Annotated in this window: 25 protein-coding genes and 1 other RNA gene; 11 read left to right on the top strand and 15 right to left on the bottom strand. The window is 61.0% G+C overall.

The features are described 5' to 3' along the window. Nucleotides 1-5 precede the first annotated feature (5 nt). The 10 genes from FHT70_RS13065 to FHT70_RS13110 form a co-directional block, all read right to left on the bottom strand. The gene (locus FHT70_RS13065) at nt 6-1,763 is read right to left on the bottom strand and encodes a penicillin-binding protein 2 (protein WP_085778783.1); all 1,758 of its coding nucleotides are present in this window, start codon (nt 1,761-1,763) and stop codon (nt 6-8) included. Next, entirely contained in the window at nt 1,763-2,251 is a 489-nt protein-coding gene (locus FHT70_RS13070) for a hypothetical protein (protein WP_085778784.1), read from the bottom strand. The genes FHT70_RS13065 and FHT70_RS13070 overlap by 1 nt, the downstream gene beginning before the upstream one ends. A 1-nt stretch (nt 2,252) precedes the next feature. Next, a complete protein-coding gene (rsmH, locus tag FHT70_RS13075) occupies nt 2,253-3,278 on the bottom strand; it encodes a 16S rRNA (cytosine(1402)-N(4))-methyltransferase RsmH (protein WP_085778785.1) in 1,026 nt (341 codons plus the stop codon). Nucleotides 3,279-3,295: 17 nt separating this feature from the next. Continuing rightward, nucleotides 3,296-3,733 carry a division/cell wall cluster transcriptional repressor MraZ gene (mraZ, locus tag FHT70_RS13080; protein WP_246721827.1) on the bottom strand — a complete coding sequence of 146 codons (438 nt, stop codon included), beginning with the start codon at nt 3,731-3,733 and terminating at the stop codon, nt 3,296-3,298. 411 nt (nt 3,734-4,144) lie between these two features. Then, nucleotides 4,145-4,542: RNase P RNA component class A (rnpB, locus tag FHT70_RS13085), an RNA gene on the bottom strand. Nucleotides 4,543-4,598: 56 nt separating this feature from the next. After that, nucleotides 4,599-5,774, bottom strand: a complete 1,176-nt coding sequence (locus FHT70_RS13090; protein WP_183701732.1) for an FAD-dependent oxidoreductase — start codon at nt 5,772-5,774, stop codon at nt 4,599-4,601. A gap of 10 nt (nt 5,775-5,784) precedes the next feature. Next, on the bottom strand, nt 5,785-6,972 hold the full coding sequence (locus FHT70_RS13095; RefSeq protein ID WP_183701734.1) for an FAD-binding oxidoreductase: 1,188 nt from the start codon (nt 6,970-6,972) through the stop codon (nt 5,785-5,787). Nucleotides 6,973-7,088: 116 nt separating this feature from the next. Next, nucleotides 7,089-7,709, bottom strand: a complete 621-nt coding sequence (locus FHT70_RS13100) for a lytic transglycosylase domain-containing protein (protein WP_183701736.1) — start codon at nt 7,707-7,709, stop codon at nt 7,089-7,091. Between the two features lie 261 nt (nt 7,710-7,970). Beyond that, the gene (locus FHT70_RS13105; protein WP_183701738.1) at nt 7,971-8,732 is read right to left on the bottom strand and encodes an N-acetylmuramoyl-L-alanine amidase; all 762 of its coding nucleotides are present in this window, start codon (nt 8,730-8,732) and stop codon (nt 7,971-7,973) included. Further along, on the bottom strand, nt 8,729-9,436 hold the full coding sequence (locus FHT70_RS13110; protein WP_085778791.1) for a DnaJ family molecular chaperone: 708 nt from the start codon (nt 9,434-9,436) through the stop codon (nt 8,729-8,731). Before FHT70_RS13110 ends, FHT70_RS13105 begins: the two co-directional genes overlap by 4 nt. A 387-nt stretch (nt 9,437-9,823) precedes the next feature. On the opposite strand from FHT70_RS13110, the gene FHT70_RS13115 reads away from it, so the two are divergent. From FHT70_RS13115 to FHT70_RS13125, 3 genes are all read left to right on the top strand, one after another. Then, nucleotides 9,824-11,035 (top strand): pyrophosphate--fructose-6-phosphate 1-phosphotransferase, encoded by a 1,212-nt coding sequence (locus FHT70_RS13115; protein ID WP_183701740.1) that lies wholly within the window; start codon nt 9,824-9,826, stop codon nt 11,033-11,035. A gap of 58 nt (nt 11,036-11,093) precedes the next feature. Next, entirely contained in the window at nt 11,094-11,729 is a 636-nt protein-coding gene (locus FHT70_RS13120) for a LysE family translocator (protein WP_085778793.1), read from the top strand. 145 nt (nt 11,730-11,874) lie between these two features. Further along, nucleotides 11,875-12,816, top strand: coding sequence for a lytic transglycosylase domain-containing protein (locus FHT70_RS13125; RefSeq protein ID WP_183701742.1), 942 nt, complete (start codon nt 11,875-11,877; stop codon nt 12,814-12,816). A gap of 46 nt (nt 12,817-12,862) precedes the next feature. On the opposite strand, the gene FHT70_RS13130 is transcribed toward FHT70_RS13125, so the two are convergent. Continuing rightward, nucleotides 12,863-14,284 (bottom strand): serine hydrolase, encoded by a 1,422-nt coding sequence (locus FHT70_RS13130; protein ID WP_183701744.1) that lies wholly within the window; start codon nt 14,282-14,284, stop codon nt 12,863-12,865. On the opposite strand from FHT70_RS13130, the gene FHT70_RS13135 reads away from it, so the two are divergent. The 6 genes from FHT70_RS13135 to FHT70_RS13160 all read left to right on the top strand — a co-directional run bounded on the left by FHT70_RS13135 (nt 14,283) and on the right by FHT70_RS13160 (nt 19,652). Then, a complete protein-coding gene (locus FHT70_RS13135) occupies nt 14,283-14,432 on the top strand; it encodes a hypothetical protein (protein ID WP_157131411.1) in 150 nt (49 codons plus the stop codon). The genes FHT70_RS13130 and FHT70_RS13135 overlap by 2 nt on opposite strands. Nucleotides 14,433-14,477: 45 nt before the next feature. Beyond that, nucleotides 14,478-15,722, top strand: a complete 1,245-nt coding sequence (locus tag FHT70_RS13140) for a DUF3419 family protein (protein WP_183701746.1) — start codon at nt 14,478-14,480, stop codon at nt 15,720-15,722. Continuing rightward, nucleotides 15,719-16,393 carry a class I SAM-dependent methyltransferase gene (locus tag FHT70_RS13145; RefSeq protein WP_183701748.1) on the top strand — a complete coding sequence of 225 codons (675 nt, stop codon included), beginning with the start codon at nt 15,719-15,721 and terminating at the stop codon, nt 16,391-16,393. Before FHT70_RS13140 ends, FHT70_RS13145 begins: the two co-directional genes overlap by 4 nt. A gap of 127 nt (nt 16,394-16,520) precedes the next feature. Beyond that, a complete protein-coding gene (locus FHT70_RS13150) occupies nt 16,521-17,318 on the top strand; it encodes a GH25 family lysozyme (RefSeq protein WP_085778798.1) in 798 nt (265 codons plus the stop codon). Between the two features lie 81 nt (nt 17,319-17,399). After that, a complete protein-coding gene (locus tag FHT70_RS13155; protein ID WP_085778799.1) occupies nt 17,400-18,620 on the top strand; it encodes a lytic murein transglycosylase in 1,221 nt (406 codons plus the stop codon). A 126-nt stretch (nt 18,621-18,746) separates the two neighbouring features. Continuing rightward, on the top strand, nt 18,747-19,652 hold the full coding sequence (locus tag FHT70_RS13160; protein WP_183701750.1) for a DMT family transporter: 906 nt from the start codon (nt 18,747-18,749) through the stop codon (nt 19,650-19,652). 454 nt (nt 19,653-20,106) lie between these two features. On the opposite strand, the gene metF is transcribed toward FHT70_RS13160, so the two are convergent. The 4 genes from metF to FHT70_RS13180 all read right to left on the bottom strand — a co-directional run bounded on the left by metF (nt 20,107) and on the right by FHT70_RS13180 (nt 24,688). After that, a complete protein-coding gene (metF, locus tag FHT70_RS13165) occupies nt 20,107-21,009 on the bottom strand; it encodes a methylenetetrahydrofolate reductase [NAD(P)H] (protein WP_183701752.1) in 903 nt (300 codons plus the stop codon). Between the two features lie 2 nt (nt 21,010-21,011). Further along, nucleotides 21,012-22,037, bottom strand: a complete 1,026-nt coding sequence (locus FHT70_RS13170) for a metalloregulator ArsR/SmtB family transcription factor (RefSeq protein ID WP_085780130.1) — start codon at nt 22,035-22,037, stop codon at nt 21,012-21,014. A 163-nt stretch (nt 22,038-22,200) separates the two neighbouring features. Continuing rightward, nucleotides 22,201-23,850 (bottom strand): energy-dependent translational throttle protein EttA, encoded by a 1,650-nt coding sequence (ettA, locus tag FHT70_RS13175; protein WP_011426118.1) that lies wholly within the window; start codon nt 23,848-23,850, stop codon nt 22,201-22,203. A gap of 97 nt (nt 23,851-23,947) precedes the next feature. Further along, a complete protein-coding gene (locus tag FHT70_RS13180; protein ID WP_183701754.1) occupies nt 23,948-24,688 on the bottom strand; it encodes a ribonuclease in 741 nt (246 codons plus the stop codon). 257 nt (nt 24,689-24,945) lie between these two features. Between FHT70_RS13180 and FHT70_RS13185 the strand changes: the two genes are divergently transcribed. Then, complete coding sequence (locus tag FHT70_RS13185; protein WP_183701756.1) at nt 24,946-25,896, top strand: alpha/beta hydrolase; 951 nt, start codon at nt 24,946-24,948, stop codon at nt 25,894-25,896. Continuing rightward, complete coding sequence (locus FHT70_RS13190; protein ID WP_183701758.1) at nt 25,893-26,849, top strand: DMT family transporter; 957 nt, start codon at nt 25,893-25,895, stop codon at nt 26,847-26,849. The genes FHT70_RS13185 and FHT70_RS13190 overlap by 4 nt, the downstream gene beginning before the upstream one ends.

Below are 26,849 nucleotides of genomic sequence, written 5' to 3' on the forward strand. Positions count from 1 at the left end.
CACACTCAATAAGACACCAGCAAGGCCGAACCGCCCTCCCCAAATTTCGGCTCGATGCCGAGAATGGGAGCCGCGCGGCGGATGATCTCACGAGCGATCGGGCCGGCAGTACCAGCGGAGATCGTTCCACCATATTGCTTTTCGCCTGTTTTCGGCTCGTCGCAGAAGGTGATGACGACATATTGGGGATTATCGATCGGGAAGGCGGAGATGAAGGAGTTGAAGTTGAGCGTCGAGGAATAACGCCCGTTCACCACCTTGTCCGCCGTACCGGTCTTGCTGCCGACGGCAAAGCCCGGCACGCGGGCGACGCGCCCCGACCCCTTGTAGCCATTGAAATCCAGAAGGTAGCGCACTTCGTCGCTGGTCGACTTCTTGAGCACCTGCTTGGCGATCTGATCGGCCTCTTCGCGGGTGCGCGGCAGGAATGTCGGCTCGATCAGTTTGCCGCCGTTCACCAGAGCAGCCGCCGCCACGCCCGTCTGCAGCGCGGTCGTCGAAACACCGTGACCGAAGGAAATCGTGATCGAATTGATTTTCTTCCAGACACGCGGCTGGCTCGGCATCTTCACTTCCGGCAACTCGGTCTGCATCTTCGTCAACAGGCCGAGTTTGGTCAGATAATCCTTCTGCGAGTCGATGCCGACGAGATCGATCACGCGTGCCGTGCCGATGTTCGAGGAATACTGGAAGATTTCGGGAACAGTCAGCCAGCGGCGCTGCCCGTGAAAGTCATGGATGGTGAAGCCGCCGATATAGATCGGCTTGCTGGCGTCGAATGTGTCCGACATCTTCACCTTACCGCTGTCGAGCGCCATCGCCAGCGAGAAGGTCTTGAACGTCGACCCCATTTCGAAGGTGCCATTCGTCATCCGGTTGAGCCAGCCTTCCTTGGCGCCCTCCTGCGGATTGTTCGGATCGAAGTCGGGGGCCGATGCCATGCCGAGCACTTCCCCGGTGTGCACGTCGATAACAGCCGCGCCGGCCCCCTTGGACTGGAAATTGTTGACGGCGTTAACAACCGCATCGCGAACGATGTTCTGCACGCGCAGGTCGATCGACAGCCGCACCGGCTCCAGCGGCTGGTCGCTCGTCATCCCGACCGAGGCGAGATCGGCGAGCCCTTGGTCGTCGATAAACTTCTCCATGCCGGCCACGCCGCGGTTGTCGATGTTGACATAGCCGAGGATGTGCGCCGCGGTCGAGCCGCCGGGATAGAAGCGGCGCTTCTCCGGCCGGAAGCCGATGCCGGGAATGCCGAGCGCCAGGATCTGGCTCTGCTGCTTCGGCGTCAGCTGCCGGCGCAGCCAGGCGAAATGCGAGCTCTTGACGGAAAGCTTCTTGTAGGTGTCCTTGACGTCGAGCTCCGGCAGAACAGTTGCAAGCTTCTCCACCGCCTCGTCGACGTCAACGATCTTGTTCGGCTCGGCAAACAGCGAGACCGTTCGGATGTCGGTCGCCAGCACCTCGCCGTTGCGATCGAGAATGTCGGGCCGCGAGGCCATCAGCCGGTCGGGCGGCAGGATGCTGGAGACGACCTCCTGATCCTTCATGGCATATTCGACCAGACGGCCACCGATGACGACATAGACACCCATGAAGCCAAGGATCAGCAGCCCTACGCGGCTTTTTGCCTGCCCCGTCTTCTTCTTGCGCGACCCCTCGATGGCCACGCCGGCAGAAGGGCCGCCGAAGCGGTTATAGACGCCGGCGGAGAAATGCGCCTGGCTCTTCAGGACCATGATGCGGGAAAGAAACGACATTATTCCACCGACCCCGTTTCGATCTCGTCTGCTTCATCCGCCACCACACCACGCTGCTCGACAGCGTCGCGCTGCTGTGCCGCGCCGCGTGGCACGGGCATCGGCGGGGGCTGCGCTTTGCCGGTCGCGCCTTTGGCGCTGGCCACGGTCGCACCCTTGGCACCGGCTTTGGCCTCCGTTACGTCGGGTACCGGAACCTCGGATTTCAGCATCGGCAGCTCCTTCGCATGCACGAGCGCCGTCGAATCCGTCGGCTGCAGCTGCAATTCCGCATTGTAGGCGTTGACCAGCCGCTCCAGCCGGTTCGGCTGCGATTGCAGCGCCCAATCGGCCTTGAGAAGATCGATTGTGTCCTTCTCGAGTTTGATCTCGGCTTCGAGGCGATGAACCTCCTCGAGCTTCAATTCGGCGCGATGCTTGATCGTGTAGGTGACGGCGGCAGTCGCCGTCATGACGCCGATGAGCACGAGATCGAACGTTTTCAGCATATCAACCTCCGAGCTTTCCGAGAGAGGCAAGATTGGGAAACCCGAAGAGCGACATATCCGCCGCCTCGGCGGCCGCCTCCGTCCGCAGGCCTGCGCGCAGCTTGGCGGAGCGGGCGCGCGGATTGGCTTCGGCCTCCGCCTCGCTCGCCGAAACCATCGGCTTGCCGATCGCCGTGAAGGTCGCCGCCCGCTCATGTGCGGCCGGCAGGTGCCGCGAGCCCGTCGCCTTGCCGGCGCGGTCGGAGAAGAATTTCTTGACGATGCGGTCTTCAAGCGAATGAAAGGTCACGACGACGAGCCGGCCGCCGGGCTTCAGAGCTCGTTCCGCCGCAAACAATGCCTGCGCCAGTTCCCCGAGTTCGTCATTGACGAAAATGCGCAAGGCCTGGAAGACGCGCGTCGCGGGATGGATCTTGTCCTTCATCTTGCGCGGGGTGACCAGCTCGATGAGGCCGGCAAGATCGCGGGTCGTTTCGAAGGGCTTTTCCTCGCGCCGCTTCTCAATCGCATGTGCGATTCGCGGCGCCTGGTTTTCCTCACCGAGAAAATGGAAGATGCGGATCAGATCCGCGACCTTGGCGCGATTGACGACATCGGCGGCCGAAACACCTGTTGCCGACATGCGCATGTCGAGCGGCCCGCTCTTCTGGAAGGAGAAGCCGCGCTCGGGCTCATCGATCTGCATGGAAGAGACGCCGATATCGAGCACGACGCCGTCGAGCCCGCCCCGCGGCGCATGATCGGCGAGATTCGAGAACTGCGAGTGAATGAGCGTGAGACGACCGGCATGGGCGGCAACCATGGCCTGGCCTGCGGCAATTGCGCTGGGATCGCGATCGAGCGCGATCACCTCGGCGCCGGCCGCAAGAATGGCCGCGCTATAACCACCCGCGCCGAATGTACCGTCGAGAATCAGCTTGCCGGGTGCGGGCGAGAGCGCCGCGAGGACTTCATTGAGAAGAACAGGAATGTGACGAACCGGTCCGCCACCGGCATCAGCTGAACCTCCGCCAGGATTCGTCACCATTCCGTTCCCTCGTTCCTTCAGGAACGCTTGCCCGCCAGCTTGCGCTCCCCTCGTGCCTGCGACTGCGCAGCCAAGAATACCTGCGGCTGCCAGAGCTGAAAATGATCCGCCCGACCGACGAAGGTCACTTCGTCCGAGACGCCGGTGAAGTCGCGGATGAAATCCGTGACCATTAGCCGCCCCTCGGCATCGAGCTTCATGAAGACCCCGCCTCCGTGGATCAGAAGCGACATCGCGTTCGCGTCCGGCGAAAACGGATCTTCCGCAGCAATCTGCCGCTCGAATCTTTCGAGAAGATCCGGGCCGCCGACGCTGATCGCCGGAAACACAAAGTCCTGGAAACAGTAGAGCTCCTGGACGTTGCGCTGCGCCAGCACGGAACGGAATGCCGAAGGCACGGAAACCCTGCCCTTGGCGTCGATCCTGTTGGTCGCGTTCGAAAGGAAGCGGCTCATGACTCGAAACATCCGTTTCCGCAGGGAGCCGGACAAAAAGACGCCCGAAAGTCCCAATATCAGGCACAGCTCCGCAAGCCGGATGAGCCAAATCCCACCCGACGCATCCGGAAAGGAAGACGCCTTTGCTTTGCGATGAATGGGCAAATGATTGCCCTGATGCAGTGCGCATTTGGGATAGCATGGGACCATATGGGCGTCAATGGGATACGCCCGTTTTGCAACGGACGCATGATCAAACATTTATAAGCTGTTAAGTTTAACAAAGGGTTAGCGGCGTCATTTTCAGCATGGCGCGCAATGGTAGCGTGACACAAGCAAACAGCCATAACGTGCATTAATATTGGTTTGAAAACAGCTGGTTTCAGCAGCTTAGGGTGAAATCCCGGCCCTGCCGTAGCACGGATGTTAATCGCCAGTTGGCCTGTAAGCCGGGTTCTGTATGGCTCCGGCGTGAACCGGAACGTGGCAGCCATTCCTCTGGGGCAGCGCTCGCACGCTGCCTCACGCAACCCACCCGGATGACTGGCCTGGAAACCGGCCGGAGAGCCTTTCGGCCCGCCGCGTCATCCCTATTCGGTCTTGCTCCCGGTGGGGTTTACCGTGCCATATCCGTTGCCGGAGATGCGGTGGGCTCTTACCCCACCCTTTCACCCTTACCTGTCATGACAGGCGGTTTGCTTTCTGTGGCACTTTCCCTGAGGTCGCCCTCGCCGGACGTTATCCGGCACCGTGTTTCCGTGGAGCCCGGACTTTCCTCACCTTACCGCCTTTCGGCATTGGTAAAGCGCGGCTGCCCGGCCAACTGGCAGGGCTCCCATAAACGAGAGAGCCCGTAATTGCTACTGAAATATAGGGGACAGGCTTAACGGAAATTAGGTGTGAAATCCGTGGAGTAGCCCTGTTCGTTGATTCTGCCTGACAAAAGCAGCTCCGCGCCGAGCCTGCCGATTTCGTCCGAACTCTTGGCCGAGGTGCCGGCGCAGCCCGTCAGCACCGCAATCCTGGGCGAAGAGGTATAGCCGATCATCGGATAGCTGCTTTCCGTAAACGAGACGACGCAGGCGGCCGTCGAAATCGACAGCGGCGTCATATCAGGCACGAGGTCGGCGATGATGCGCTGCAGATGCGAGCGCACGCTCTCGCGCCCTTCGGTCCTGAACCAGGCCCGCATCTCGATGTCGTTGTGTAAAATCAGATCGTCGGGATCGCCGCCGATCTTCAGGTAGAGTTTGCCATCGGGATAACGGATCGGCGGCAGCAGATAGATGTGGATGCCGGGCACGTCGAGAATGAGTGACGGCATCGCTCCAAGGCGGAGCGCATCAGCCTCGCCGACCTGGAATAGCGTGACGGTCCGGCCATAAACCGTCATGGCAACTGGCCGTGGCAACAGATTCTCGGCAATGGAAAATCCGCCCGCCGCCAGCAGCACCTTTTCACCGCGATAGGTGAGGCCTCCGGCAGTCTTGACGGTCGCCAGCCCGCCCTCCTCGCGGATCGAGACCACATGATCCCGGATGACAGTCGCGCCTGCCCTTTCTGCCAGCAGTGATTGCGCATTCACCAGTTTGCGCGGACTGATATGTCCGGCGCCCCTCGCCTCGAACACACCTGCACTGCCGGCGGGAAAGGCAAAGAAGGGAAATGAAGTCTTCAATCCGCCCACGTCCAGAAGCCTGGTCTCGACGCCGAGCGAAACGGCGGCCTGCCGAGTCCTTGCAAGATAATCGCTTCCATCAGGCGCGACGACGACGCAGCCTGCCTCCCGATAGAAGTCGATGCCGCTCTCGTTCGCGATCTCCCGGTAGCGACCGATCGAGCGATTGGCGAGCAGCGCCCAGTTGCGGTCGGGATCGATGGTGCGGGTAATGCGCCCCTCGTCGTAATGGCTGGCGAAAACGCCTTGATGCACCTTGCGATCACCAGGCTCGTCCGGGCCGATCACCGCGACACCATCCGTCTGCCGCGCCAGATGCCGCGCGGCAGCGGCTCCCATCAGCCCGCGGCCGACGACGATATATTTGAAATCGACTGCCATGATATTCCTCTCAAGTGAAGACTGGCGTCAGCTCGCGGCCGAAATCCTCATCCCCGAGCCGCCCTTCCCTGAGAAGCACGGCGCCGAGACGCCCGAGTTCATCGGAGGATTTGGCCGCGACGAAATTGCCGCCGGTCAGCACTGCGACCCGCGGCGACGGCGTGAAGCCGACGTAGGGATAACCGGTCGGCGTGAAATTCGCCACGCACGGAGCCGACGTGGCCGGACAGCCGGCAAGCTCCGGCATCAGTTGCAGGGCGATGCGCGAGAGATGATCGCGCTCGGCCACACTGCCGTCGGAACGGAACCACGTGCCGGCCTCTTCCAGCCGGCTGAAGGAAAGCGCTTCGGTATCGCCGCCAAGCTTCAGATAGGTCTTGCCGTCGGGATAACGCACCGGCGGCAGGATATAGATGTGGTCCTCCTCCCGGTCGCCAAGCACGATGGTCGACGGCATGTCGCCGAAAACCACCATCTCGCGCTCGCCGATTTCGTAGAAGACAACGGTGCGCGCCATCACTCTCAAATCGACGGGACGCGGCAGCAGGGCATGGAAATTGCTGAAAGCCCCGGCCGCGACCAACACGCGCTCGGCGCTGTAGCTTCTGTCGCCGGCCGTCACCTCGACATGGAAGCCTGTATCGCGCACCGATGTCACGGTCGCGTCGATCAGCGAGACGCCGCCCTCCTCGGCAAGCTTGGTTTGCGCGCACACTAGGGCCCGCGGATTGATGTGCCCGGCGCGCTTGCGCTCGAAATACCCACTGAAATCAGGACCGACGGTAAGATAGGGAAAACGCTGCCCGAGCTCCGCCGGCGCGACGATCTCGATATCGCTGCCGAGCGTCCCGCTGACGGTCAGCGCCCTCGGAAGAAAGTCCTGCTCGTCCTTGGGTGGAGGACCGGCAAAAAGGCAGCCGACTTCTGAAAAGAAGGAAATGCCGCTTTTCGCCTCGATGTCGCGGTAGCGCCCGAGCGCCCGCGCGGCGAAGGTTCCCCAGGCAAGATTGCCGTCGAAGGTGCGGGTAATGCGTGCTTCGTCATAATGGCTGGCAAAGACGCCGTGATGGACCTTGCGCTCCTCGGGCTCCGGCGGGCCGATCAGCGCGATGCCGTCGGCCATGGAGGAGAGGTGCCGTGCCGCCGCCGCCCCCATCATGCCGCGCCCGATGACGACGAACCTGAAATCGACTGCCATATCTCACCTCATCTCGAGGTGGCCCACCTCGTTTCGAGCTGAGATATCATGGCGCGCGTGCCGATTCATATCGCAAAAACAGCGGCGGAGGATTTTCCTCCGGTCCGCTCGGCGGCTCAGTCGAGCATTGCCAGGACCTTACCGCAATAGGTCTTCGAGACCGGGTTCATGCGCGTTGCGCCGTGGCCGGCATTATACTTGAGGATGGTGTTGCAGGTCTCTCCACCACCGAGATCATGAGCAGCAGCCAGATATTTCATGCCGTACTTGATGTTGGTTTCCGGATCGAACAGGCCCTTGGCGCTGCCGGAATAACCCATCATGCGGGCCGTTGCAGGCTTTATCTGCATCAGGCCGATTTCACCGTGGCTGCCGCGTGCATTCGGATTGAAATTGCTTTCGACGCGGATGACCGCGGTCGCAAGCGCAACCGGTACAGCATATTGGTTCGCATATTTGCTGATCAGCGCGGAATAGGAATTGCCGGAAACATTGGCGACGGGATAACCGCTCTGGCGCTCGACCGTCTTCAGCGGGCGTTCCGCCGTCTTGAGCGGACTCGCCGGCTTGACCGAACGTTCCGCTTTCTTCAACGGACGCTCTGCCTTCTTCGAAGGACGCTCGACTTTCTTCACCGGCGCATCGGCTCGCACACCCCAATCATTCGCAAACGCAAAGCCATTTCCCGCCAGCACCATGCCAACGCATGTTGCAGCAACAACAATCAGTTTTCTCATGTAGTCTTGAACACTCCGACCCAAAGAATTTCCGGACGCGCGCCTCGCTGTCATAATGAATACCAGATCAAGGACCGATCGGGATTCACGGTAATTCTTATCGTTTCACATATCGCCCGTGGTTTAACTCGAAAAACAACCCCGAGCACCGCTTGGCGGACGTTCTTAGACCATCGCAATGAGGAGATAATAGGGAAATGATGTGGCAGGCCGAATTTCGCGCTGCAATGCGAAATTTCGTGTTTCAGCAATTGCAGAGAATCAGGAGTAACGCGGTAGCGCCGACAGCAGCCGGTGCAGCGTGTCGATTGTCGAGAAATCGGCGATCCCGTCCACCCGTTCGGGCCGGAAATGTCGCTGGAAGGCTTCGACGTCGCCGGCCGTCTTTTGGGAGAATTCGCCCGTGATTTCAGTGCCGTAACCATAGAGCGACAGCATCGACTGCAGCGCCTCCACCGGCTGACCGGCATCGCCACGCTGGAAGAAGCGACCACCGGTGATCCTCGCCGGCTCCACCCAATGCCCGACGCCTGCTCTGTAAAGCTCGGCCCATGGGAATTTTTCCCCCGGATCCACCTTGCGAATCGGCGCGACATCGGAATGCCCGAGCACTCTTTCCGGCGCAATCGACCAACGTTTGACACAGTCGCGACACAATTCGATGACTGCTGCGATCTGCTCCTTCGGATAGTCGGGAAGGCCGCCGGGATGACCGGCATTGGCTATTTCGATGCCAATCGACAGCGAATTGATATCGCTCTCGCCGTGCCAGCTGCTCTTGCCCGCATGCCAGGCGCGCCGCGCCTCCGGCACGAGCTGAATCACCTGGCCATTCTCGTGCACGAAATAATGGCTGGAAACCTGGCTCTCGTCCCGACAGAGCCAGTCGAGCGCACCATCGGCCGTCGGCATACCCGTATAGTGCAGTAGGATCATATCGGGACGGCGCCCGTCCGCCCGCTCGCCGTGGTTGGGAGACGGCCGCACGTAAGCGCCTCGGTAATCGGCCTCGAAAGAGGTCATGCGGCGCGGCGTTCCTTCTCGATCGCCGCATAGGCTGCGTTCAGCGCGGCCATGCGCTCATTGGCGATCAAATGAAACTCCTTCGGCACCCCGCGCGAGATCAGTCGATCTGGGTGGTGCTCGCTGACGAGGCCACGGTAACGGCGGCGGATCGTCGGAAAATCATCGGAAGGCGACACGCCGAGCACCTTGTAGGGATCGCCGCCGGACGAGACGTGGCGAGCGGCGATCTGCTCGAAACGTGTCTCGCTCATCTGGAAGATCTCGGCGATATGGCTGAGGAAATTCAGCTCCTTCTCGTGAATCAGCCCATCGGCCTTGGCAATGTGGAACAGGCCGTCGAGCACGTCTTCCAGCACCGGGCAATTGGCCGCGCAGGTAACGCAGAGCGTCGAAAGCCGCTCGGCATAAGCTTCGTAGCCGGCGACATCCTGGCGTGCGAGATTATAGAGCCTGGCAACATTCTTGGCCTGATCTTCGGGAAATTCGAAGATCTCGCGGAAGGCCTCGACCTCTTTCTCGCTGACGACGCCGTCGGCCTTGGCCATCTTGGCCGAAAGCGCAATGATCGCCACGGAAAACGCCACTTTGCGCCGGGTTTCGGGATCTCCTTCGAAAACCGTTCGGATCGCCTCGACGACCGCGGAAAGCGCATTGCCCGCGGTAGTGCCAATGGCATTCAACAGTTTTTCCCAGAAGGACATCGAAATCTCTCGCACGCTTGTCAAGTATGAGCAATCAGCTTGACCAAAGAATCTGAGCCTTTGCAAGGCGACGATTGGTCGTAGGATCGAAAACAGTTTTCACAATTCGGTAATTATTGCATCGCAGCAAGCGGTCGGTCGCTTTCGCCGGATCTGCCGGAAGAGAGTGCCGCACGATTCCACTCGATACTTAGCCGCCGATTTCCACAAATAGTTCCGGACAAGCAAAGCAGGCTTGAAACGATTATATCGATACTTCGCGCCACCTTCGCCGTTCAACCCGGCAAAAAGCCGCTTTTTTCGTAAATTCTTTACTTTACAGAGCCCTTTCCCTGCCGCATCCATGCGCTAGCTAACGCTGCCGCACTGAACACCATAGGAGGGATCATGGCCAAACAGAAAGTCGCAATGCTGACCGCCGGAGGCCTGGCGCCCTGTCTTTCCTCCGCAGTTGGCGGCCTCATCGAACGCTACAGTGACGTCGCGCCCGAAATCGACATCGTCGCCTATAAGTCCGGTTATCAGGGCGTGTTGCTCGGTGACCGCATCGAGATCACCAGTCAAATGCGGGAAACGGCGCCGCTACTGCACCGCTATGGCGGCTCACCGATCGGCAATAGCCGCGTCAAGCTCACCAATGCCGCGGACTGCGTCAAGCGCGGCCTTGTCAAGGAAGGCGAGAACCCGCTGAGGGTCGCCGCCGAGCGTCTTGCCGATGACGGCATTACCATTCTCCATACGATCGGGGGCGACGACACCAATACCACCGCCGCCGACCTTGCAGCCTACCTCGCCGCCAACGGCTACGACCTGACGGTCGTCGGTCTGCCGAAGACGGTCGACAACGATGTCGTCCCCATCCGCCAGTCGCTCGGCGCCTGGACGGCCGCCGAAGTCGGCGCGCATTTCTTCGACAATGTCAGCAACGAGCAGACGGCCGCGCCGCGCACGCTCGTCATCCATGAGGTGATGGGCCGCCATTGCGGCTGGCTGACGGCAGCCACCGCCCATGCCTATCTTCAGCGCACCAGTCGCAACCAATATGTCGACGGCCTGATGATGGACGCGCATCTGAAGAGCATCGACGCCGTTTATCTGCCCGAAATAGCCTTCGACCTCGACGCCGAGGCCGCCCGCCTGAAGGACATCATGGACCGCACCGGCCATGCCACCGTCTTCGTCTCGGAAGGCGCCTGCCTCGACGCCATCGTCGCCGAGCGCGAAGCTGCGGGTGAGACCGTCAAGCGTGACGCTTTCGGCCACGTGAAGATCGACACGATCAATGTCGGCGCCTGGTTCCAGAAACAATTCGCCAACTTGCTGAACGCAGAGCGTTCGCTGGTACAGAAATCGGGCTATTTCGCTCGATCGGCCCCGGCCAATGCCGACGACCTCAGGCTGATCCAGAGCATGGTCGATCTCGCTGTCGAAAGCGCGCTCAATAAGGTCTCCGGCGTCACCGGCCATGACGAAGCGCAGAACGGTAAGTTGCGCACTATAGAATTTCCCCGCATCAAAGGTGGCAAAGCTTTTGACCTGTCGACGGCATGGTTTGCTGAAGTCATGGACAATATAGGCCAGAAATACAAAGAAGCATGATTGACGGACGGTTAATATGGTGTCTTTGCTTGTTCCCGACGGAATAGGAGGAGATTCCATGTCGCTTGAAGCCTGGCTCGCTTTTGCTGCCGCATCCGCCATCATGCTGGCCATACCGGGACCGACGATACTGCTCGTCGTCTCCTATGCGCTCGGTCATGGCCGCCGGACGGCCTTTGCGACGGTGAGCGGAGTGGCGCTTGGCGACTTCACCGCAATGACCGCGTCCCTGTTCGGTCTCGGCGCGGTGCTCGCCACCTCCGCCGCCCTCTTCACCCTCTTGAAGTGGATCGGCGGCGCCTACCTGATATGGCTGGGAATCAAGCTCTGGCGGGCTCCGGTGATTGGCGAGCCGGTCGCCGACAACGACAATCTGCCGGAGGAAAAGTCGCTTAAGATCTTCCTCCACGCCTATATCGTCACCGCCCTCAATCCGAAGAGTATCGTCTTCTTCGTCGCCTTCGTGCCGCAGTTCCTCAACCCGGCCCTGCCCTTCTTCGGGCAGATGACGATCATGGAAGCAACCTTCCTGGTGCTGGCGATCCTCAACGCCGCCACCTACGCTTTTCTGGCCCATTCCGCTCGCGGACTGATTCGCAAGGCGAGCGTTCAGCGCGCCGTGAACCGCACCGGCGGCACCCTGCTGATCGCTGCAGGCGCCGTCACGGCTGGGTATCGCCGTATTGCGGCTTAGAAATCCGCGTATCGCGCTATTGCAGCTTAGAAATATTCCGTGGTTGCCGGAATGCAACGAATAGGTTAATGGGGTCATCGGGTTTAAGCTTTTTAGTAACTTTTATAACGCTGCCGGGGCGGCGCGATTTCACGAAAGTGACGGAATGGTAGCGATCGGATTGTCCGGCCTGAAACGCAGTCTTGTCGTTTCTACGGTGCTCTGCTGCGGCGTGATCACCGGCTGCACGAGCGTCGAATATACCTCTCAGGCCGAACTGACAGCCGCTCAGACCGTGGTGCCGACGCCGAAGCCTGGCGAAGATGCGATGCTTGCCGCAGTCCCGACAGCTGAAAGTGCTGCCGGCCAGGCGATCGCCGGCAGCGTTCTTCCCCAGGCAGCTCCGTCGCTCACCGCAACCGCGATGCCGACCGCGCCGGGCTCCCAGCCTGCCGATCTGACCATGCAGGCCGGCATACAGCCGGCGGCCTACGCGCAGATCCCCCTGACGCCCGAGATGACAGCGATCCAATCCGTCGTGCCGACGCCGCGCCCGGGAACGCCGTCACAGCCGGCGACGCAGCTTGCCTTTGCCGCCACCCCGCAGAACAGCGCGCTTGCAGCACTTGCCGCAGTCGACACCACGCCGCGTTCCATGGATTACGGCTTCGACGAGTCAGGACCGATCGATCCGCCGACGGCTCCCCCGATGTTCAGCGACGACGACAGGGACGATGCGCCGACCGTCGAGAAGAGCTTCGTCACTAAGCTCATCCAGAAATATTCGAAGATCTATGAAATTCCCGAGACGCTGCTCCACCGCATCGTTCATCGCGAGAGCCGCTACAATCCGAAGGCTTACAACAAGCGCGGCTATTTCGGCCTCATGCAAATCAAATACAACACCGCCAAATCTATGGGCTATGACGGTGCGCCGGGCGGCCTCTTCGACGCCGAGACCAACATCAAATATGCCGCAAAATATCTGCGCGGCGCCTGGCTCGTCTCCGACAACAAAGAAGACGACGCTGTCCGCCTCTATGCGCGCGGCTATTACTACGACGCCAAGCGCAAGGGCATGAATGATGTCGCCCAGGGTAATTACTGAAACCTGGCAGCTACCAAAACAAACCAATTGAAACAGCGGTCGTAGCCTACGGCTGCGGCTGAGCCTGCCGGTGTGATTCGGCTTGCTGTTGCGGCGCTCGCGCTTGCGGCAACGCCGCCAGAACTGCCTTCAGCAGCGTCTGCGGTTGATAGCCGAGCCAGCCCGGCGTCAGGCCGAGCCGGACGACGATCAGATTGGCGGAAGGCACGATCGCCATGCTCTGCCCGTCATGCCCCGTGAGCCAGAACGTATCCTCAGGCAGCCCGAACGCGGCGCTTGAGCCACCGGGCGCAAGCCAGGCCTGACCTTGCGTATACCGGCCGTTCGACGCCGCCGTCGGCGTGCGCATGGCGCCGACGAAGCCCTCCGGCAACAGCCGCTGGCCCTTCCACACGCCATCCTGCAACAGGAACTGCCCGAAGCGGGCCCAATCATGCGCCGTCGCGTAGAGATAGGAGCTTCCGACAAAGGTGCCGCGCGCGTCGAGTTCGAAGACGGCACTCGTCATGCCGAGAGGGGAGAAGAGCGCGTCGTGCGGATAGAAAAAGGCTGCCGGCGCATTGCCTACCCTGTCCATCCAGATACGCGACAAGAGCACCGCAGTGCCGCTCGAATAGCGGAAGCGCTGCCCCGGCGGCGCCTCTATCGGGGCATTGGCCGGCAACGACACCATGTCGGGGTCGAGATAGAGCATGCGCGTCACATCCGCGACATCGCCATAATTCTCATTGAAGGCGAGGCCGCTCTCCATGCCGAGCAGGTCGGAAACCTTGATATTGGCCCGCGCATCGTCCTTCCACTGCGCCAGAAGATGATCGTCGTCGAAGGAGATCTTGCCGTCGAGCATCAGCCGTCCCAGGATCGCGGCATTCACCGTCTTCGTCATCGACCAGCCGATCAGCGGCGTCTTCGCCGAGAATCCGGCGCCATAGGCTTCGGCGACGATGCGGCCGTCACGCACGACCACGATCGCCCGCATCGCCGGGCCGGAAAGTCCGGCATCGCCCAGCAGCGCGGCGATCTTCTCGTCGGGATCACCTACGCCCTCGCCCTGCGGCCATAAGGCATCATTCGTCTCCGCTTTGACCGTCGCATCGAAGGGCACGGCATTCGCCGCCGCCTCGAAGTCGCCGTCCGGCACGCTCGTACAACCGAGACCGCTGCGATAGAAGGCGTAACCTGGCGCGAACAGCCCCATGAAGCGCGCCGTCACACGGCTGTTTTCGCGATCGACGCTTACACTCATCAGCCGAAGCAACGGATTTCCGGGCGCCTGGACATCGTCATGGAGCACATCATCCGCCTCCCGGCCGGCAATGAAGACATTGGAGCAGACGATCTTGGCGGCATAGCCGCCGCCGACGCGCAGAAGCTCCGGCGGCCGGACGAACAGCCAGGCGGCGCCGGCAACGACGATGAGAACGACAAGGAGAGCAAGCGCCTTCAGGACACGCAGGACAAATCGCATGGCATTCCTCCGAATGCTTGGAGAGAAGCAGGAATTCCGCCTGCCGGAAAGGGCGCGGCGCGAAGAATATTCCGTCACCCAATCACTTTCCGAGGAGGGCGATGTTCTCGAACGGCGCAGGCCCACAGCCCACGTCATCAAACTGTAGCAGTGGCGCGCTACACGCCCTGAACGCTAAAAAGGTGACAGACTCATGTCAGAATTTGCACCGGATGCCGGCTTCCGCAAGAACCGGAAACTCAAGGACGCCCTTCTCCGCCACAAGCCTTTTTCGAAGGAGGGCTTCTCCGAGCGGCTCTTCGGTCTTCTCTTCTCCGGCCTCGTCTATCCGCAGATCTGGGAGGATCCGGATCTCGACATGCAGGCGATGGAGTTGAAGCCCAATCACCGTATCGTCACCATCGGTTCGGGCGGCTGCAACATGCTCGCCTATCTCTCCAAGGCGCCGGCTTCGATCGACGTCGTCGACCTCAACCCGCACCATATCGCGCTGAACCGCCTGAAGCTTGCCGCCTTCAAGCACCTTCCCTGTCACGCCGATCTCATCCGCTTCCTGGCGATGCCGAACGAGAAATCGAACAGCCGCGCTTATGATCAGCATCTCGCTGCCAAACTCGACGAGGCGACGCGCAGTTACTGGAACGGCCGCAAGTTCGGCCGCCGCCGCGTCACCGTCTTCGACCGCAACATCTATGAAACCGGCCTACTCGGCCGCTTCATCGGTGCTGCCCACCTCCTTGCCCGTCTGCACGGCGTCAAGCTACGCGAAATGACCAAAACCCGTTCGATCCGCGAGCAGCGCCAGTTCTTCGACGAGCAGATCGCACCCCTGTTCGAAAAGCCGGTCGTACGCTGGATCACCGGCCGCAAAAGTTCGCTCTTCGGCCTCGGCATTCCGCCGCAGCAATATGATGAGCTCGCAAGTCTTGCTGACGATCATTCGATCGCGCCGGTGCTGAAGCATCGCCTGGAAAAGCTCGCCTGTCATTTCCCGATGCGCGACAACTATTTCGCCTGGCAGGCCTTCGGTCGCCGCTACGGCACCGAAGAAGAAGGCCCGTTGCCAACCTATCTGAAGCCGGAGCACTACGAGGTGATCCGCGCCAATATCGACCGCGTCAACGTCCACCACGCAAGCTTCACCGAACTTCTGGCCCGCGAGCCGGCGGCTTCCCGCGACCGTTATATCCTGCTCGACGCGCAGGATTGGATGACCGACGGACAGCTGAACGACGTCTGGCGGGAGATCACCCGCACGGCGCGCGAAGGCGCTCGCGTAATCTTCCGTACCGCCGCCGAAAGAAGCATCATCGAAGGCCGTCTGTCACCTTCGATCCGCGACCAATGGGATTATTTCGAAGAGAAGTCGCGAGAGCTGACCGCGCTCGATCGCTCGGCGATCTACGGCGGCTTCCACATTTACGGGAAGAAGGCGTGAGAAAGATCGGAGCCGAGACGGCAGGAAAGAGCGCTCAACATGCCAGCCTGATGGATGGCATGTACCGCTACCAGCGCCATATCTACGACCTGACCCGCAAATATTACCTCCTCGGCCGCGACAGCACGATTCGCAATCTCGACGTGCCAGACAGCGGCACCCTGCTCGAAGTCGGCTGCGGTACCGGCCGCAACATGGCTTTGGCTCACAGGCATTTCCCGAGCGCCAAGCTGTTCGGCCTCGACATTTCCCAAGAAATGCTGATCTCGGCTCGCAAGACCTTCGCCACCAAGGCGACGCTTCCAGAATTCCGCGTCGCCGATGCCACGGCGTTTACCCCGCGCGAATTCGGCGTCAGCGGCTTCGACCGTATCCTGATCTCCTATGCCCTGTCGATGATCCCTGACTGGGAACGCGCCGTCGATGCGTCGATCGCCGCACTCAATCCCGGCGGCCAGCTGCATATCGTCGATTTCGGCCAGCAGGAAGGCCTGCCGCCTTGGTTCCGCCGCATGCTGCAGGCCTGGCTTGCTAAATTCCATGTCACTCCGCGCGCCGATTTGCAGGAGGTCCTGGAAGCGCAAGCCGAGGAACACAATGCGCGATTTTCCTTTGAAACAGTCGGCGGCGGTTACGCCTGGCGGGCGGCCATTATCAGCAGGCGCTCATAATTCGCTTGAAACTAACCGATTTTTTACGTTGATATGATGAAAAGAGGGTTATTCCTCTGCTGGGCTCGTCATTTTCGAAGGTCAGGCTGTGGGGCAAAGAGATCATTCGGTTCACGACGGGATACCCATGCGCCGGCTTTTGTTTTGCGTTCTGCCCCTGGCCATCCTGCTGGCGGGCTGCTCCTCCTCCGGTCATGACTATCTCGAAACCGCATCGATAAAGCCAAAGACGCGCTTCCAGGACACCGATCCTCAGGATTTCGGCTCGAAGCATCCGCAACAGAACGCGATCCACGGCATCGACATTTCCAAATGGCAGGGTGACATCGACTGGGCGACGGTGAGGAATTCCGGCGTCGGCTTCGCCTTCATCAAGGCGACGGAAGGCAAGGACAGGGTCGATCCGCGCTTCGACGAATATTGGCGCGAGGCGCGCGCCGCCGGCATCCCGCACGCCCCCTACCATTTCTATTATTTCTGCTCCTCGGCCGATGAGCAGGCCGACTGGTTCATCCGCAACGTGCCCAAGGAGGCCATGCGCCTGCCGCCGGTGCTCGACGTCGAGTGGAACGCCGAATCGAAGACCTGCCGCTATCGTCCCGACCCGGTAACGGTGCGCTCCGAAATGCAGCGCTTCATGGACCGGCTGGAGGCCTATTACGGCAAGCGCCCGATCATCTATACTTCGGTGGATTTCCACCGCGACAATCTCGCCGGCTATTTCCAGGATTATCATTTCTGGGTCCGCTCGGTGGCGAAACATCCCGAAGTGACCTATTCCGACCGCCGCTGGGCCTTCTGGCAATATACCTCGACCGGCGTTATTCCCGGCATCAAGGGGCCGACCGACATCAACGTCTTTGCCGGCAGCGCAAAGAACTGGAACAATTGGGTCGCGGCCGTTTCCAAGGATAGAAATTCTTAGTAACGTCTTTCAATCTTTCTTGCTTCCGTCACATTCCTCTGTGAAAGCGACGGATATCCATTTGCTATAAGGACCACCTTCATGCACCGCTCGCTCGCAAGCCGCTCTGCACTCGCCCTCCTGTTTGGCCTTGCTTTTGCAGGCGGCGCGGCCGCCCAGCAGGCGCCCACGGCCTCGGCTCCGGCAGCTCCCTGCGGCGGCGATCTGTCGGCCTTCCTCCAGGGCGTCAAGGCTGATGCGGTCGCCGCAGGCGCCAGCGCCGCGGCCGCCGACGAGGCGCTGGCCGGCGCCGAAATCGATCCCAAGGTCCTGAGCCGGGACCGCGCCCAAGGCGTCTTCAAGCAGACCTTCCTCGAATTCTCGCAGCGCACTGTTAGCCAGGCCCGCCTCGACATCGGCCGCCAGAAGATGAAGCAATATGCCGACGTCTTTGCCCGGGCCGAGCAGGAATTCGGCGTTCCCCCAGGCGTGATCACTGCATTCTGGGCGATGGAAACCGATTTCGGTGCCGTCCAGGGCGATTTCAACACCCGCAATGCCCTGGTGACGCTGTCGCACGACTGCCGCCGCCCGGAGCTCTTCCGCCCGCAGCTGATCGCCTTGATCGAGATGGTCGAGCACGGCGACCTCGACCCCGCCACCAACACCGGCGCCTGGGCCGGCGAGATAGGCCAGGTTCAGATGCTGCCGCGCGACATCATCGCCTATGGCATGGATGGCGACGGCGACGGCCATGTCCGCCTGAAGCAGAGCGGCCCGGACGCCATCCTGACGGCAGCGAAATTCATCCAGCATCTCGGCTTCGAGCGCGGTCAGCCCTGGCTGCAGGAAGTCACCCTCCCCGACAACCTGCCTTGGGAGAAATCCGGCCTTGGCGGCGCAATGAAGGCGAGCGAGTGGTTCGCGCTCGGCGTCAAGCCGCGCGACGGAAACACGGCCTTCGGTGAGTTGGAGGGTGATCTGGTCCTGCCGCAGGGCCGCATGGGACCGGCCTTCATCGCCTATCCCAATTTCAAGATCTATCTCGAATGGAACAAATCGTTCATCTACACGACGTCGGCCGCCTATTTCGCCACCCGCCTTTCCGGCGCCCCGACCTATCTCAAGGGCACACCGGAACAGGGTCTTGCCAACGACCAGATGAAGACGCTGCAGACCAAGCTGCAGTCACTCGGCCACGATGTCGGCGAGATCGACGGTATTCTCGGTTCCGGCACGCGTATCGCAATCCAGAAGGAACAGCAGCGCTTGGGCATACCGGCCGACGGCTGGGCGACGCCTGCCCTTCTCAACGCTCTCTGATCGCCTCTGGCACTCCCCGCCGCTCGTTTCGCAAGAAACGGGTGGCGCCGCTCACCGTCCGCGTTAAAGCATAATGCTGAGGAGCGACGCCGGGTCTAGAGATGCGGCTTTTTGGAGGACGAGGGCATGGACAGCAGAATGAGTGCCTGGATCTGGAGCCTGCTGCTCCTGCTTGGTCTTATCTGGGGCGGCTCCTTTTTCTTCGCGCGCATCGCCGTCCAGCATATCCCGCCGCTGACGCTCGTCTTCCTCCGTCTGCTGCTGGCCGGGCTGGCGCTGCACGTCTATATCGCCGGCCGTTTCGATATCTATTCGACCCTGAAAGCCCGCTGGCGCGAATTCCTGATCCTAGGGCTGATCAACAATGCCCTGCCGCATGCGCTGATCTTCTTCGGTCAAACCCGCATCGGCGCCGGCCTTGCGGCGATCTTGAACGCAACGACGCCGATCTGGACCGTGCTGATCGCCAATTATCTCACCTCCGACGAAAAGCTGTCCTCGGCCAAGATCGCCGGCTGCCTCGTCGGCCTCGCCGGAACGATTGTGCTGGTCAGCCCTGGCCTGTCGGCCAGCGGCCAAGCCCCCCTCTGGGCGCTGCTGCTCCCTGTGCTTGCCGCCATCTCCTACGGGTTCGCAGCCACCTACGGCAAGCGATTCAAGGACGTTCCGGCACCGGTCACCGCAGCCGGCCAGTTGACCGCGTCCTCGCTGATCACTTTGCCGCTGTCGCTGCTGGCCGATCGCCCCTGGACGCTCTCCTTGCCGCCGCTCGATATCCTGCTCGCCGTCCTGGCACTGGCGCTGGTGTCGACCGCTTTCGCCTACATTCTCTATTTCCGGATCATGGCGGCGGCGGGCGCCACCAACGCCTCGCTTGTCACCCTGCTGGTGCCGCCAAGCGCCATCCTGCTCGGCGTGCTTTTCCTCGGAGAACGGCTGGCGGTTGGCGAATTCGCGGGCATGGCGCTGATCGGTTTCGGCCTTGTCATCCTCGATGGCCGCGCCTACCGCCTGGTGGTGAAAGCTGCCTGAAGGATGGTTGCATATTCCCTATGTTTTCAACTGATTGCCGAGCCGCCATGTTTCGGGCGCATAGGTAAATCCTCAATCGCCCGATTTAACGCGGCGTTAAAATCTGTGAACAAAAATAAGCACGAAATTATCCTGTGATATCAATAATTTGTGAAAACGCTATTCGCCTTATCCGCCGACCGCTTCGGCAGCGCAGCATAAAATCCGCTTTTCAACCGACATATTTCAGACATAATATCGGTCGGTTAACGCGAGGAGACAGACATGGGACTCACGCAATCCTTGAATGTTCTGTTGGTCAGTGCAGCGTTTGCTTTCGTCCTGTCCATGCTCTTTATTTGAGCTGGCGGGCTGGTAGCGCTGATAGTGCCTAAACTCCCCTGATCAATCCGCCAACGAAAAAGCGCATGTCCCGCCCGACATGCGCTTTTTCACTTTTGAACGTCTGAAAGGATCAGGCGGCGGCGCCCGCGCTCTTTGCCGCCCGACGGGAGTAGCCGAGGTTGTCGAGCACCGCGGAAACCAGCGGCGCGCGGTTCATCGTATAGAGATGGAAATCACCGATGCCGCGCCGGACGAGATCCTCGATCTGCTCGGCAGCAACTTCGGCCGCCACCTTTGCCCGATCCTCAGGCTTGTCGTCGAAGCCCGCGAAACGCTCATCGAGGAAGGCCGGGATGACCGCGCCACAGGCGCCGGCGAAACGCTTCAGTTGCGTCAGGTTCTGGATCGGCATGATGCCGGGCACGATCGGGATCGAAATGCCGGCGGCGCGCACCCGCTCCAGGTAGCGCTCGAAATTGTCGTTGTCGAAGAAGAACTGCGTCAACGCCCGGTCAGCGCCGTTATCGGCCTTGCGCTTCAGCATCTCGATATCGGCGGCCGTATCACGGCTTTCCGGGTGTTTTTCAGGATAGGCGGAGACCGAAATCTCGAAATCACCGACCGACTTGAGACCGGCCACCAGTTCCGCGGCATTGGCGTAACCGCCGGGATGCGGCTGATAGGGCGCACCGACGCCGCCAGGCGCATCGCCGCGCAACGCCACGAAATGCTTTACGCCGACCTTGCGAAACGTATCGATCATCTGATGCGTTTCCTCCTTCGTCGCACCGACGCAGGTCAGGTGCGAAGCGGTGGCAAGCGGCGTCTGCGACAGGAAGCGCGTGACCGCCGACAGCGTCGGCGCCTTGGTGGTGCCGCCGGCGCCATAGGTCACCGACACGAAATCCGGATCCCAGTCCTGCAGCTTAGCGACGGCATCCCAGAGCTGCGCCTCCATTTCTTCCGATTTCGGTGGAAAGAACTCGAAGGAGATCCCGAAGTTGCGCCCGCGTCCTTCGCTTTTCAAAGCCATGTTCATACTCTCCCGGCAAATGTAGCTTCGGCGCCTTCGCTGGTCTGCGAAGCCATGAGGCGCCTCGGATCGCGCGCGAGCCAGACGGTGACCGTCAACCCCTGCCCGCCCTGCTGACCCGGATGAAGATCGACGACCTGCTCGACGTCGAGCCCGGCTTTGCGCAGCCAGTCGGACATCGCCTGGTGCGAAAAGCCGAGACGGACATGGGCATGTTCGTCGCGGAGATATTCGAGCGTGTGCGGTGCGAGATCGATGACCACGAGCCGCCCGCCCGGCCGCAGCATGCGCGCCGCTTCCGCGATCGCAATCTCCGGCTGGTCGAAGAAATGCAGCACCTGATGGATCGTCACCAGGTCGAAATCCTGCCCCTCGAACGGAAGGTTGAGGATATCGGCGTGGCGCACCGTCGCCTTGGTGATACGCGATTTGTCGAGATTGGCGCGCGCCACGCTCAGCATGTCGCGGCTGGCGTCGACACCGACAGCGCGGCGATAGAGCCCGGACAGGAGTTCGAGGATGCGGCCGGTGCCGGTGCCGAGATCCAGCAGCGAATCGATCGGCTGGTTGCCGAGCAGCCGAATGACGGCGGCGTCGACCTCCTCATCGGCCGCGTGCAGGCGACGAAGCTCGTCCCATTCGGCGGCATTGCGGCTGAAATAGGCCTGCGCCCGCTCGGCCCGCTGGCGCTTGACTTGCGAAAGCCGCTCGCCGTCGCGAAGGATGGTCGGATCATTCTCGGAGACGTGTCTCAGCAATGCCCGCACCAGCATGGCCGCCTTGCCGTCCTGTTTGAGGCGGAAATAGGCCCAGGCCCCTTCCTGATAACGTTCGATCAGTTCAGCCTCGCCGAGCAGCTTCAGGTGGCGGGAGATTCGCGGCTGCGATTGGCCGAGGATTTCGGTAAGATCGGTCACCGTCAGGTCGCCGCCGTCGAGAAGCGCCAGAAGACGCAGACGCGTGGGTTCGCCGGCCGCCTTCAAGACGTCCACCAGCCCATCCAGTCCCAGCTTCAAAGGTTCGCTCATCATCAGCCCAATCAAGATATAAAGATATCTTTATGTGATTTGAAAAGCGGTGGCAAGCGGCAATTCACACTGTTCGCGAAACTGCCTGCGCAAATTGCGACAGGGCCTGAGATGAAAAAGCCCCGGTCGAACCGGGGCCTTTGCAAGCAGAAATAATGCAGGATCAGCGCGTCAGGCGCTTGTGAGCCTGACTGCCAGGATTGAGGGCGTCGGGGCCGAGGCGGCGGATCTTGTCCTGCTCGTAATCCTCGAAATTGCCTTCGAACCATTCGACATGGCCCTCGCCTTCGAAAGCCAGGATGTGCGTCGCCAGACGGTCGAGGAACATGCGGTCGTGGCTGATGATGATGGCGCAGCCGGCGAAATTCTCGAGCGCGTTTTCGAGAGCGCCGAGCGTTTCCGTATCGAGGTCGTTGGTGGGTTCGTCGAGCAGCAGAACATTGCCCCCGGCCTTCAGCATCTTGGCGAGGTGCACGCGGTTGCGCTGACCGCCCGAGAGATTGCCGACCTTCTGCTGCTGATCACCACCCTTGAAGTTGAAGGCGCCGCAGTAGGCACGCGAGTTCATGTCGAACTTGCCGAGCTTGATGATTTCGGCGCCACCGGAGATTTCCTCCCAGACCGTCTTGTCGGCGGCCAGCGCGTCGCGGCTCTGGTCGACATAACCGAGATGCACGGTCTCGCCGATGCGGATCGAGCCGCTATCCGGCTTTTCCTGGCCGGTGATCATCTTGAACAGGGTCGTCTTGCCGGCGCCGTTCGGGCCGATGATGCCGACAATGCCGCCCGGCGGCAGCTTGATCGACAGGTCGTTGATCAGCGTGCGACCCTCGAAGCCCTTGGTGATGCCTTCCAACTCGATGACCACCTGGCCGAGCCGTTCGCTGACCGGGATGATGATCTGCGCGTCGCCGGGACGCTGCTTCTCGGCCGCCTCCACCAACTGCTCGTAGGATTTGATACGCGCCTTCGACTTGGCCTGGCGAGCCTTCGGGCTGGAGGCAATCCATTCCTGCTCGCGGCTGATCGCCTTCTGGCGCGATGCCTCTTCGCGGTTTTCCTGCAGCATGCGCTTGGCCTTGGCCTGCAAATAGGCGGAGTAGTTGCCTTCGTAAGGGATGCCGCGGCCGCGATCGAGTTCGAGGATCCAGCCGGTGACGTTATCCAGGAAGTAGCGGTCGTGGGTGATCATCATCACGGCGCCGGGATAGTCGCGCAGATGCTTTTCGAGCCAGGCGATGGTTTCGGCGTCCAGATGGTTAGTCGGCTCGTCGAGCAGCAACAGATCCGGCTGCGAGAGCAGCAGGCGGCAGAGTGCGATGCGGCGGCGCTCACCACCGGACAGGCTGGTGACCTCGGCATCGCGCGGCGGGCAGCGCAGGGCTTCCATCGCCATCTCGACTTGGCTTTCCAGATCCCAGAGGTTCTGGCTGTCGATGATGTCCTGGAGCTTCGCACCCTCTTCCGCTGTCTCGTCCGAGTAATTCATCATCAATTCGTTGTAACGATCGACGATCGCCGTCTTCGCGGCAACACCTTCCATGACGTTCTCGAAAACAGTCTTGGTAGGGTCGAGTTTCGGCTCCTGCTCGAGATAGCCGACTGTGGCACCCTCGGCGAGCCAGGCTTCGCCGGTATACTCCTTGTCCTGGCCGGCGATGATGCGCAGCACAGTGGATTTACCGGCGCCGTTCGGTCCGAGGATGCCGATCTTGGCATCCGGGTAGAACGAAAGGTGGATGTTCTCCAGGATCTTCTTGTTGCCATAGGCCTTGTTGAGGCCGGACATATGATAGATGAATTGACGTGCCATGCTGCGCTGCTCCGGGCGGGAAACTTCGTTTCGTGCCGCTATGTAGGCGAAACAGCGCCTATGAGCAACGCCGAAACCCGTTTACGCCGGATTCCGGTCAGAAGCCCGCCGCATCGACAACGCCCTCGTCACAGCCGAACGAGGTTTTTCCCGCTCCCTGGATCAGATCGGCAAGGCCCGCGCTTTTTGCCGATGCCGTTCCCGCATCAGCAGACAGGCCGATCGTCAACTCGCTGATCACCCTGACATTGCCGGCTCGCCGGCAGCTCATCTTGACGCGCTCGCCCGCACCCGGTCCGAAGCTCTTGTCGAAAGCAGCCTTGATCGCCTCGGCCCTGACCGTCTTGCCGATATTGGCGGCGAAGAGATCGCGCACGGCCGATGTATTGAGCGCATCCACCAGATGGACGCCGACGCCGAAATAATCTTCCACGCTCATTTTCGTGCAGGTGCCATGCTTTATCCATTCGTGCCGTTCGAGGCCGGACTGCGTGCCGGGCATCGCCTTTGCAAGCGACGCCTTCGTCTCGGCCGAAAGCGCGACATCAGGCAAAGTATCCCATTTGCCGTCCTTGTCGGCAGCCTTCTGATCGTCGCTGACGCCGCAATAATCCTGCCGCATCGGCCACAGGCCATGCAGGGAGAAATTCGTCGCGTCATGGCGCTCGCCGGTCTGGCTGGCGCATTCGGGCTTCTTCTGGTTCGTCTGGCAGAAGGCGGGCTGCCAGCTCGCAGCAAGAATGAAACGGGTACGGCCCTCGGCCTCCTGCGCCACGGCAGCGCCGGCAAGGATCATCGACGCGACGAATGTAAAGGTACGCAACTGCATGCTGCTCATTTCAACCCCCAAAAGAAGAACAATGCAGGAACAGATAAGCACAAAGCATAAACGGCAGCAACCCTGAATCGCAACTATCCTGGAATTTGTTCTCGACTGCGTCGTCGGAAACAGTCGGCTGTTCCGGGAAGCTCCCTGTTCTTGAGTTACGCACGGACGCTGTCGCACTTATAGTTGCAGAATATTCTGCCCAAATCGATTCCGCTTTAAGGAATTATGCAGTAGCGATCTGCTCTGCTGCGGCAGGGAGGATCCGGATGTTTTCTGATACGCAAAGGCTCGCCATAGGGGAAGCGTCTCTGGCCTATCACCATGCCGAAGCCGCCGCTCCGGCACGCGGCATCCTGTTGATATCGCACGGCCTGGCGGAGCACTCGAAGCGCTATGGCCGCTTTGCCGAGGCGATGGCGGGGCGCGGCTATCACGTCTATGCCCATGATCACCGTGGCCACGGCGAGACGACCGCGCCCGACGCGCCGATTGGCCGCTTCGCCCGCTGGAATGGCGTCGATCGGGTGATCGGCGACGTCATTGCCATGCGCGCCCATGCGGCCTCGCGCAATCCCGGCCTGAAGGTGATCCTATTTGGCCATTCGATGGGCGGCCTCATCGCGCTCAATGCCGCTGTCACCGCTCCCTCCGACTTCGATGCTGTCGCCGTCTGGAATTCGAATTTCGCAGTCGGCCTTGCCGGCCGAGCCGCCCAGGCGATCCTCCTTGCGGAACGTATGCTGAAGGGCTCCGACGTCCCGAGCGGCCTCTTGCCGAAGCTCACCTTCGGAGCTTGGGGAAAATCGATCCCGGACCGCCGCACCGAGTTCGACTGGCTGTCGCGCCACGCCGATGAAGTCGACAAATATATCGCCGATCCGCTCTGCGGCTTTGACGCATCAGTCTCGCTCTGGCTCGATCTCTTCGAGCTGACTTTTCGCGCGCCGCAGAAACTCCATCTGGATCGGCTGCCGCGTGATATGCCAATCCATCTCGTCGGCGGCGCCAATGATCCCGCGACGGAGAGTGGAAAAGCCGTGCGCTGGCTGTCAAACAATTTGAAAGCCAGAGGCTTCTCTCGTATCAGTACAGTGATATATCAGGGTATGCGGCATGAGACGCTGAACGAAATTGGCGCCGACGCGGCGATCGCAGCCTTCGCGGACTGGTGCGAAGAGGCACTCGCGACATCCAAAGCCAGAAAGAATCCGTCATGAGTAGCCCCTCCGCCCGCGCCGCTTCGTCCGCCTCCGAAGTGACGATAGGGCTGGCGCTGATGTTTCTGTCGGTGATGGTCTCGCCGCTCATCGATATCTTCGCCAAGCTTGCCGTCGTAACCGTCCCGTCAGCCGAGATCACCGCCGGCCGCTTCGTCGTGCAGGCGCTCTGCATGCTGCCGATCGTGCTATGGAGGCGCAGCTTTGCCGATTTCTCTTGGCGTCAGAGCCTGTTCCACGCCATCCGCGGCTTCATCATCACCGTCTCGATGATCTCTTTCGTCACCACGTTGAAATACATGGCGGTCGCCGACGCGATCGCGATCTTCTTCATCGAGCCGATCATCGTGACCATCTTCGGCGGCATTTTCCTCAAGGAGACGATCGGCTGGCGGCGTTACACCGCCTGCGGCGTCGGCTTCTTCGGGGCGATGCTGATCATTCAGCCGAGTTTCGAAGAGGTCGGCTACATCGCGCTCCTGCCCATCCTGACGGCGCTCTGCGTCGCGACCTTCGTGTTGATGACCCGCGTCCTCTCACACAGCGAGGACCCTTGGTCGATGCAGTTTCAGATGGGCATCTGGGGCTTGCTCTTCTGCACCCTCCTGCTTTTTATCGGTGAAGGAAGCGGCTCCGATCTCTTCGATCCCGTCATGCCCGCAGGCAGCGCCTGGTTCTATGTCGCCGGCGTCGGGGCCATGGCCGCCACAGCCGGAATCCTCGGCGTCTACGCCTATCGGGCAGCACCGGCGTCGACGCTGGCACCTTTGCAATATTTCGAGATCGTCTCAGCTACGATCTTCGCCTGGCTTGTTTTCGGTGACTTTCCGGATGCGATCAAATGGCTCGGCATCACGATCATCATGGCCTCGGGCTTCTACATCCTATGGCGCGAGCGCCGCTTTGCTTCAAAGCCCGTATCCGATACATCTGAGGTGACGCTGGCGCCGTAG

The organism is Rhizobium sp. BK049 (genome assembly GCF_014193135.1).
Classification (GTDB): Bacteria; Pseudomonadota; Alphaproteobacteria; order Rhizobiales; family Rhizobiaceae; genus Rhizobium.

What these genes read in the sequence shown, in the direction of transcription:
- FHT70_RS13065 (WP_085778783.1), bottom strand. Translation starts at nt 1,763, where the DNA reads ATGTCGTTTCTTTCCCGCATCATGGTCCTGAAGAGCCAGGCGCATTTC.
- FHT70_RS13070 (WP_085778784.1), bottom strand. Translation starts at nt 2,251, where the DNA reads ATGCTGAAAACGTTCGATCTCGTGCTCATCGGCGTCATGACGGCGACT.
- rsmH (WP_085778785.1), bottom strand. Translation starts at nt 3,278, where the DNA reads ATGGTGACGAATCCTGGCGGAGGTTCAGCTGATGCCGGTGGCGGACCG.
- mraZ (WP_246721827.1), bottom strand. Translation starts at nt 3,733, where the DNA reads ATGAGCCGCTTCCTTTCGAACGCGACCAACAGGATCGACGCCAAGGGC.
- FHT70_RS13090 (WP_183701732.1), bottom strand. Translation starts at nt 5,774, where the DNA reads ATGGCAGTCGATTTCAAATATATCGTCGTCGGCCGCGGGCTGATGGGA.
- FHT70_RS13095 (WP_183701734.1), bottom strand. Translation starts at nt 6,972, where the DNA reads ATGGCAGTCGATTTCAGGTTCGTCGTCATCGGGCGCGGCATGATGGGG.
- FHT70_RS13100 (WP_183701736.1), bottom strand. Translation starts at nt 7,709, where the DNA reads ATGAGAAAACTGATTGTTGTTGCTGCAACATGCGTTGGCATGGTGCTG.
- FHT70_RS13105 (WP_183701738.1), bottom strand. Translation starts at nt 8,732, where the DNA reads ATGACCTCTTTCGAGGCCGATTACCGAGGCGCTTACGTGCGGCCGTCT.
- FHT70_RS13110 (WP_085778791.1), bottom strand. Translation starts at nt 9,436, where the DNA reads ATGTCCTTCTGGGAAAAACTGTTGAATGCCATTGGCACTACCGCGGGC.
- FHT70_RS13115 (WP_183701740.1), top strand. Translation starts at nt 9,824, where the DNA reads ATGGCCAAACAGAAAGTCGCAATGCTGACCGCCGGAGGCCTGGCGCCC.
- FHT70_RS13120 (WP_085778793.1), top strand. Translation starts at nt 11,094, where the DNA reads ATGTCGCTTGAAGCCTGGCTCGCTTTTGCTGCCGCATCCGCCATCATG.
- FHT70_RS13125 (WP_183701742.1), top strand. Translation starts at nt 11,875, where the DNA reads ATGGTAGCGATCGGATTGTCCGGCCTGAAACGCAGTCTTGTCGTTTCT.
- FHT70_RS13135 (WP_157131411.1), top strand. Translation starts at nt 14,283, where the DNA reads ATGGCATTCCTCCGAATGCTTGGAGAGAAGCAGGAATTCCGCCTGCCG.
- FHT70_RS13130 (WP_183701744.1), bottom strand. Translation starts at nt 14,284, where the DNA reads ATGCGATTTGTCCTGCGTGTCCTGAAGGCGCTTGCTCTCCTTGTCGTT.
- FHT70_RS13140 (WP_183701746.1), top strand. Translation starts at nt 14,478, where the DNA reads ATGTCAGAATTTGCACCGGATGCCGGCTTCCGCAAGAACCGGAAACTC.
- FHT70_RS13150 (WP_085778798.1), top strand. Translation starts at nt 16,521, where the DNA reads ATGCGCCGGCTTTTGTTTTGCGTTCTGCCCCTGGCCATCCTGCTGGCG.
- FHT70_RS13155 (WP_085778799.1), top strand. Translation starts at nt 17,400, where the DNA reads ATGCACCGCTCGCTCGCAAGCCGCTCTGCACTCGCCCTCCTGTTTGGC.
- FHT70_RS13160 (WP_183701750.1), top strand. Translation starts at nt 18,747, where the DNA reads ATGGACAGCAGAATGAGTGCCTGGATCTGGAGCCTGCTGCTCCTGCTT.
- metF (WP_183701752.1), bottom strand. Translation starts at nt 21,009, where the DNA reads ATGGCTTTGAAAAGCGAAGGACGCGGGCGCAACTTCGGGATCTCCTTC.
- FHT70_RS13170 (WP_085780130.1), bottom strand. Translation starts at nt 22,037, where the DNA reads ATGAGCGAACCTTTGAAGCTGGGACTGGATGGGCTGGTGGACGTCTTG.
- ettA (WP_011426118.1), bottom strand. Translation starts at nt 23,850, where the DNA reads ATGGCACGTCAATTCATCTATCATATGTCCGGCCTCAACAAGGCCTAT.
- FHT70_RS13180 (WP_183701754.1), bottom strand. Translation starts at nt 24,688, where the DNA reads ATGAGCAGCATGCAGTTGCGTACCTTTACATTCGTCGCGTCGATGATC.
- FHT70_RS13185 (WP_183701756.1), top strand. Translation starts at nt 24,946, where the DNA reads ATGTTTTCTGATACGCAAAGGCTCGCCATAGGGGAAGCGTCTCTGGCC.
- FHT70_RS13190 (WP_183701758.1), top strand. Translation starts at nt 25,893, where the DNA reads ATGAGTAGCCCCTCCGCCCGCGCCGCTTCGTCCGCCTCCGAAGTGACG.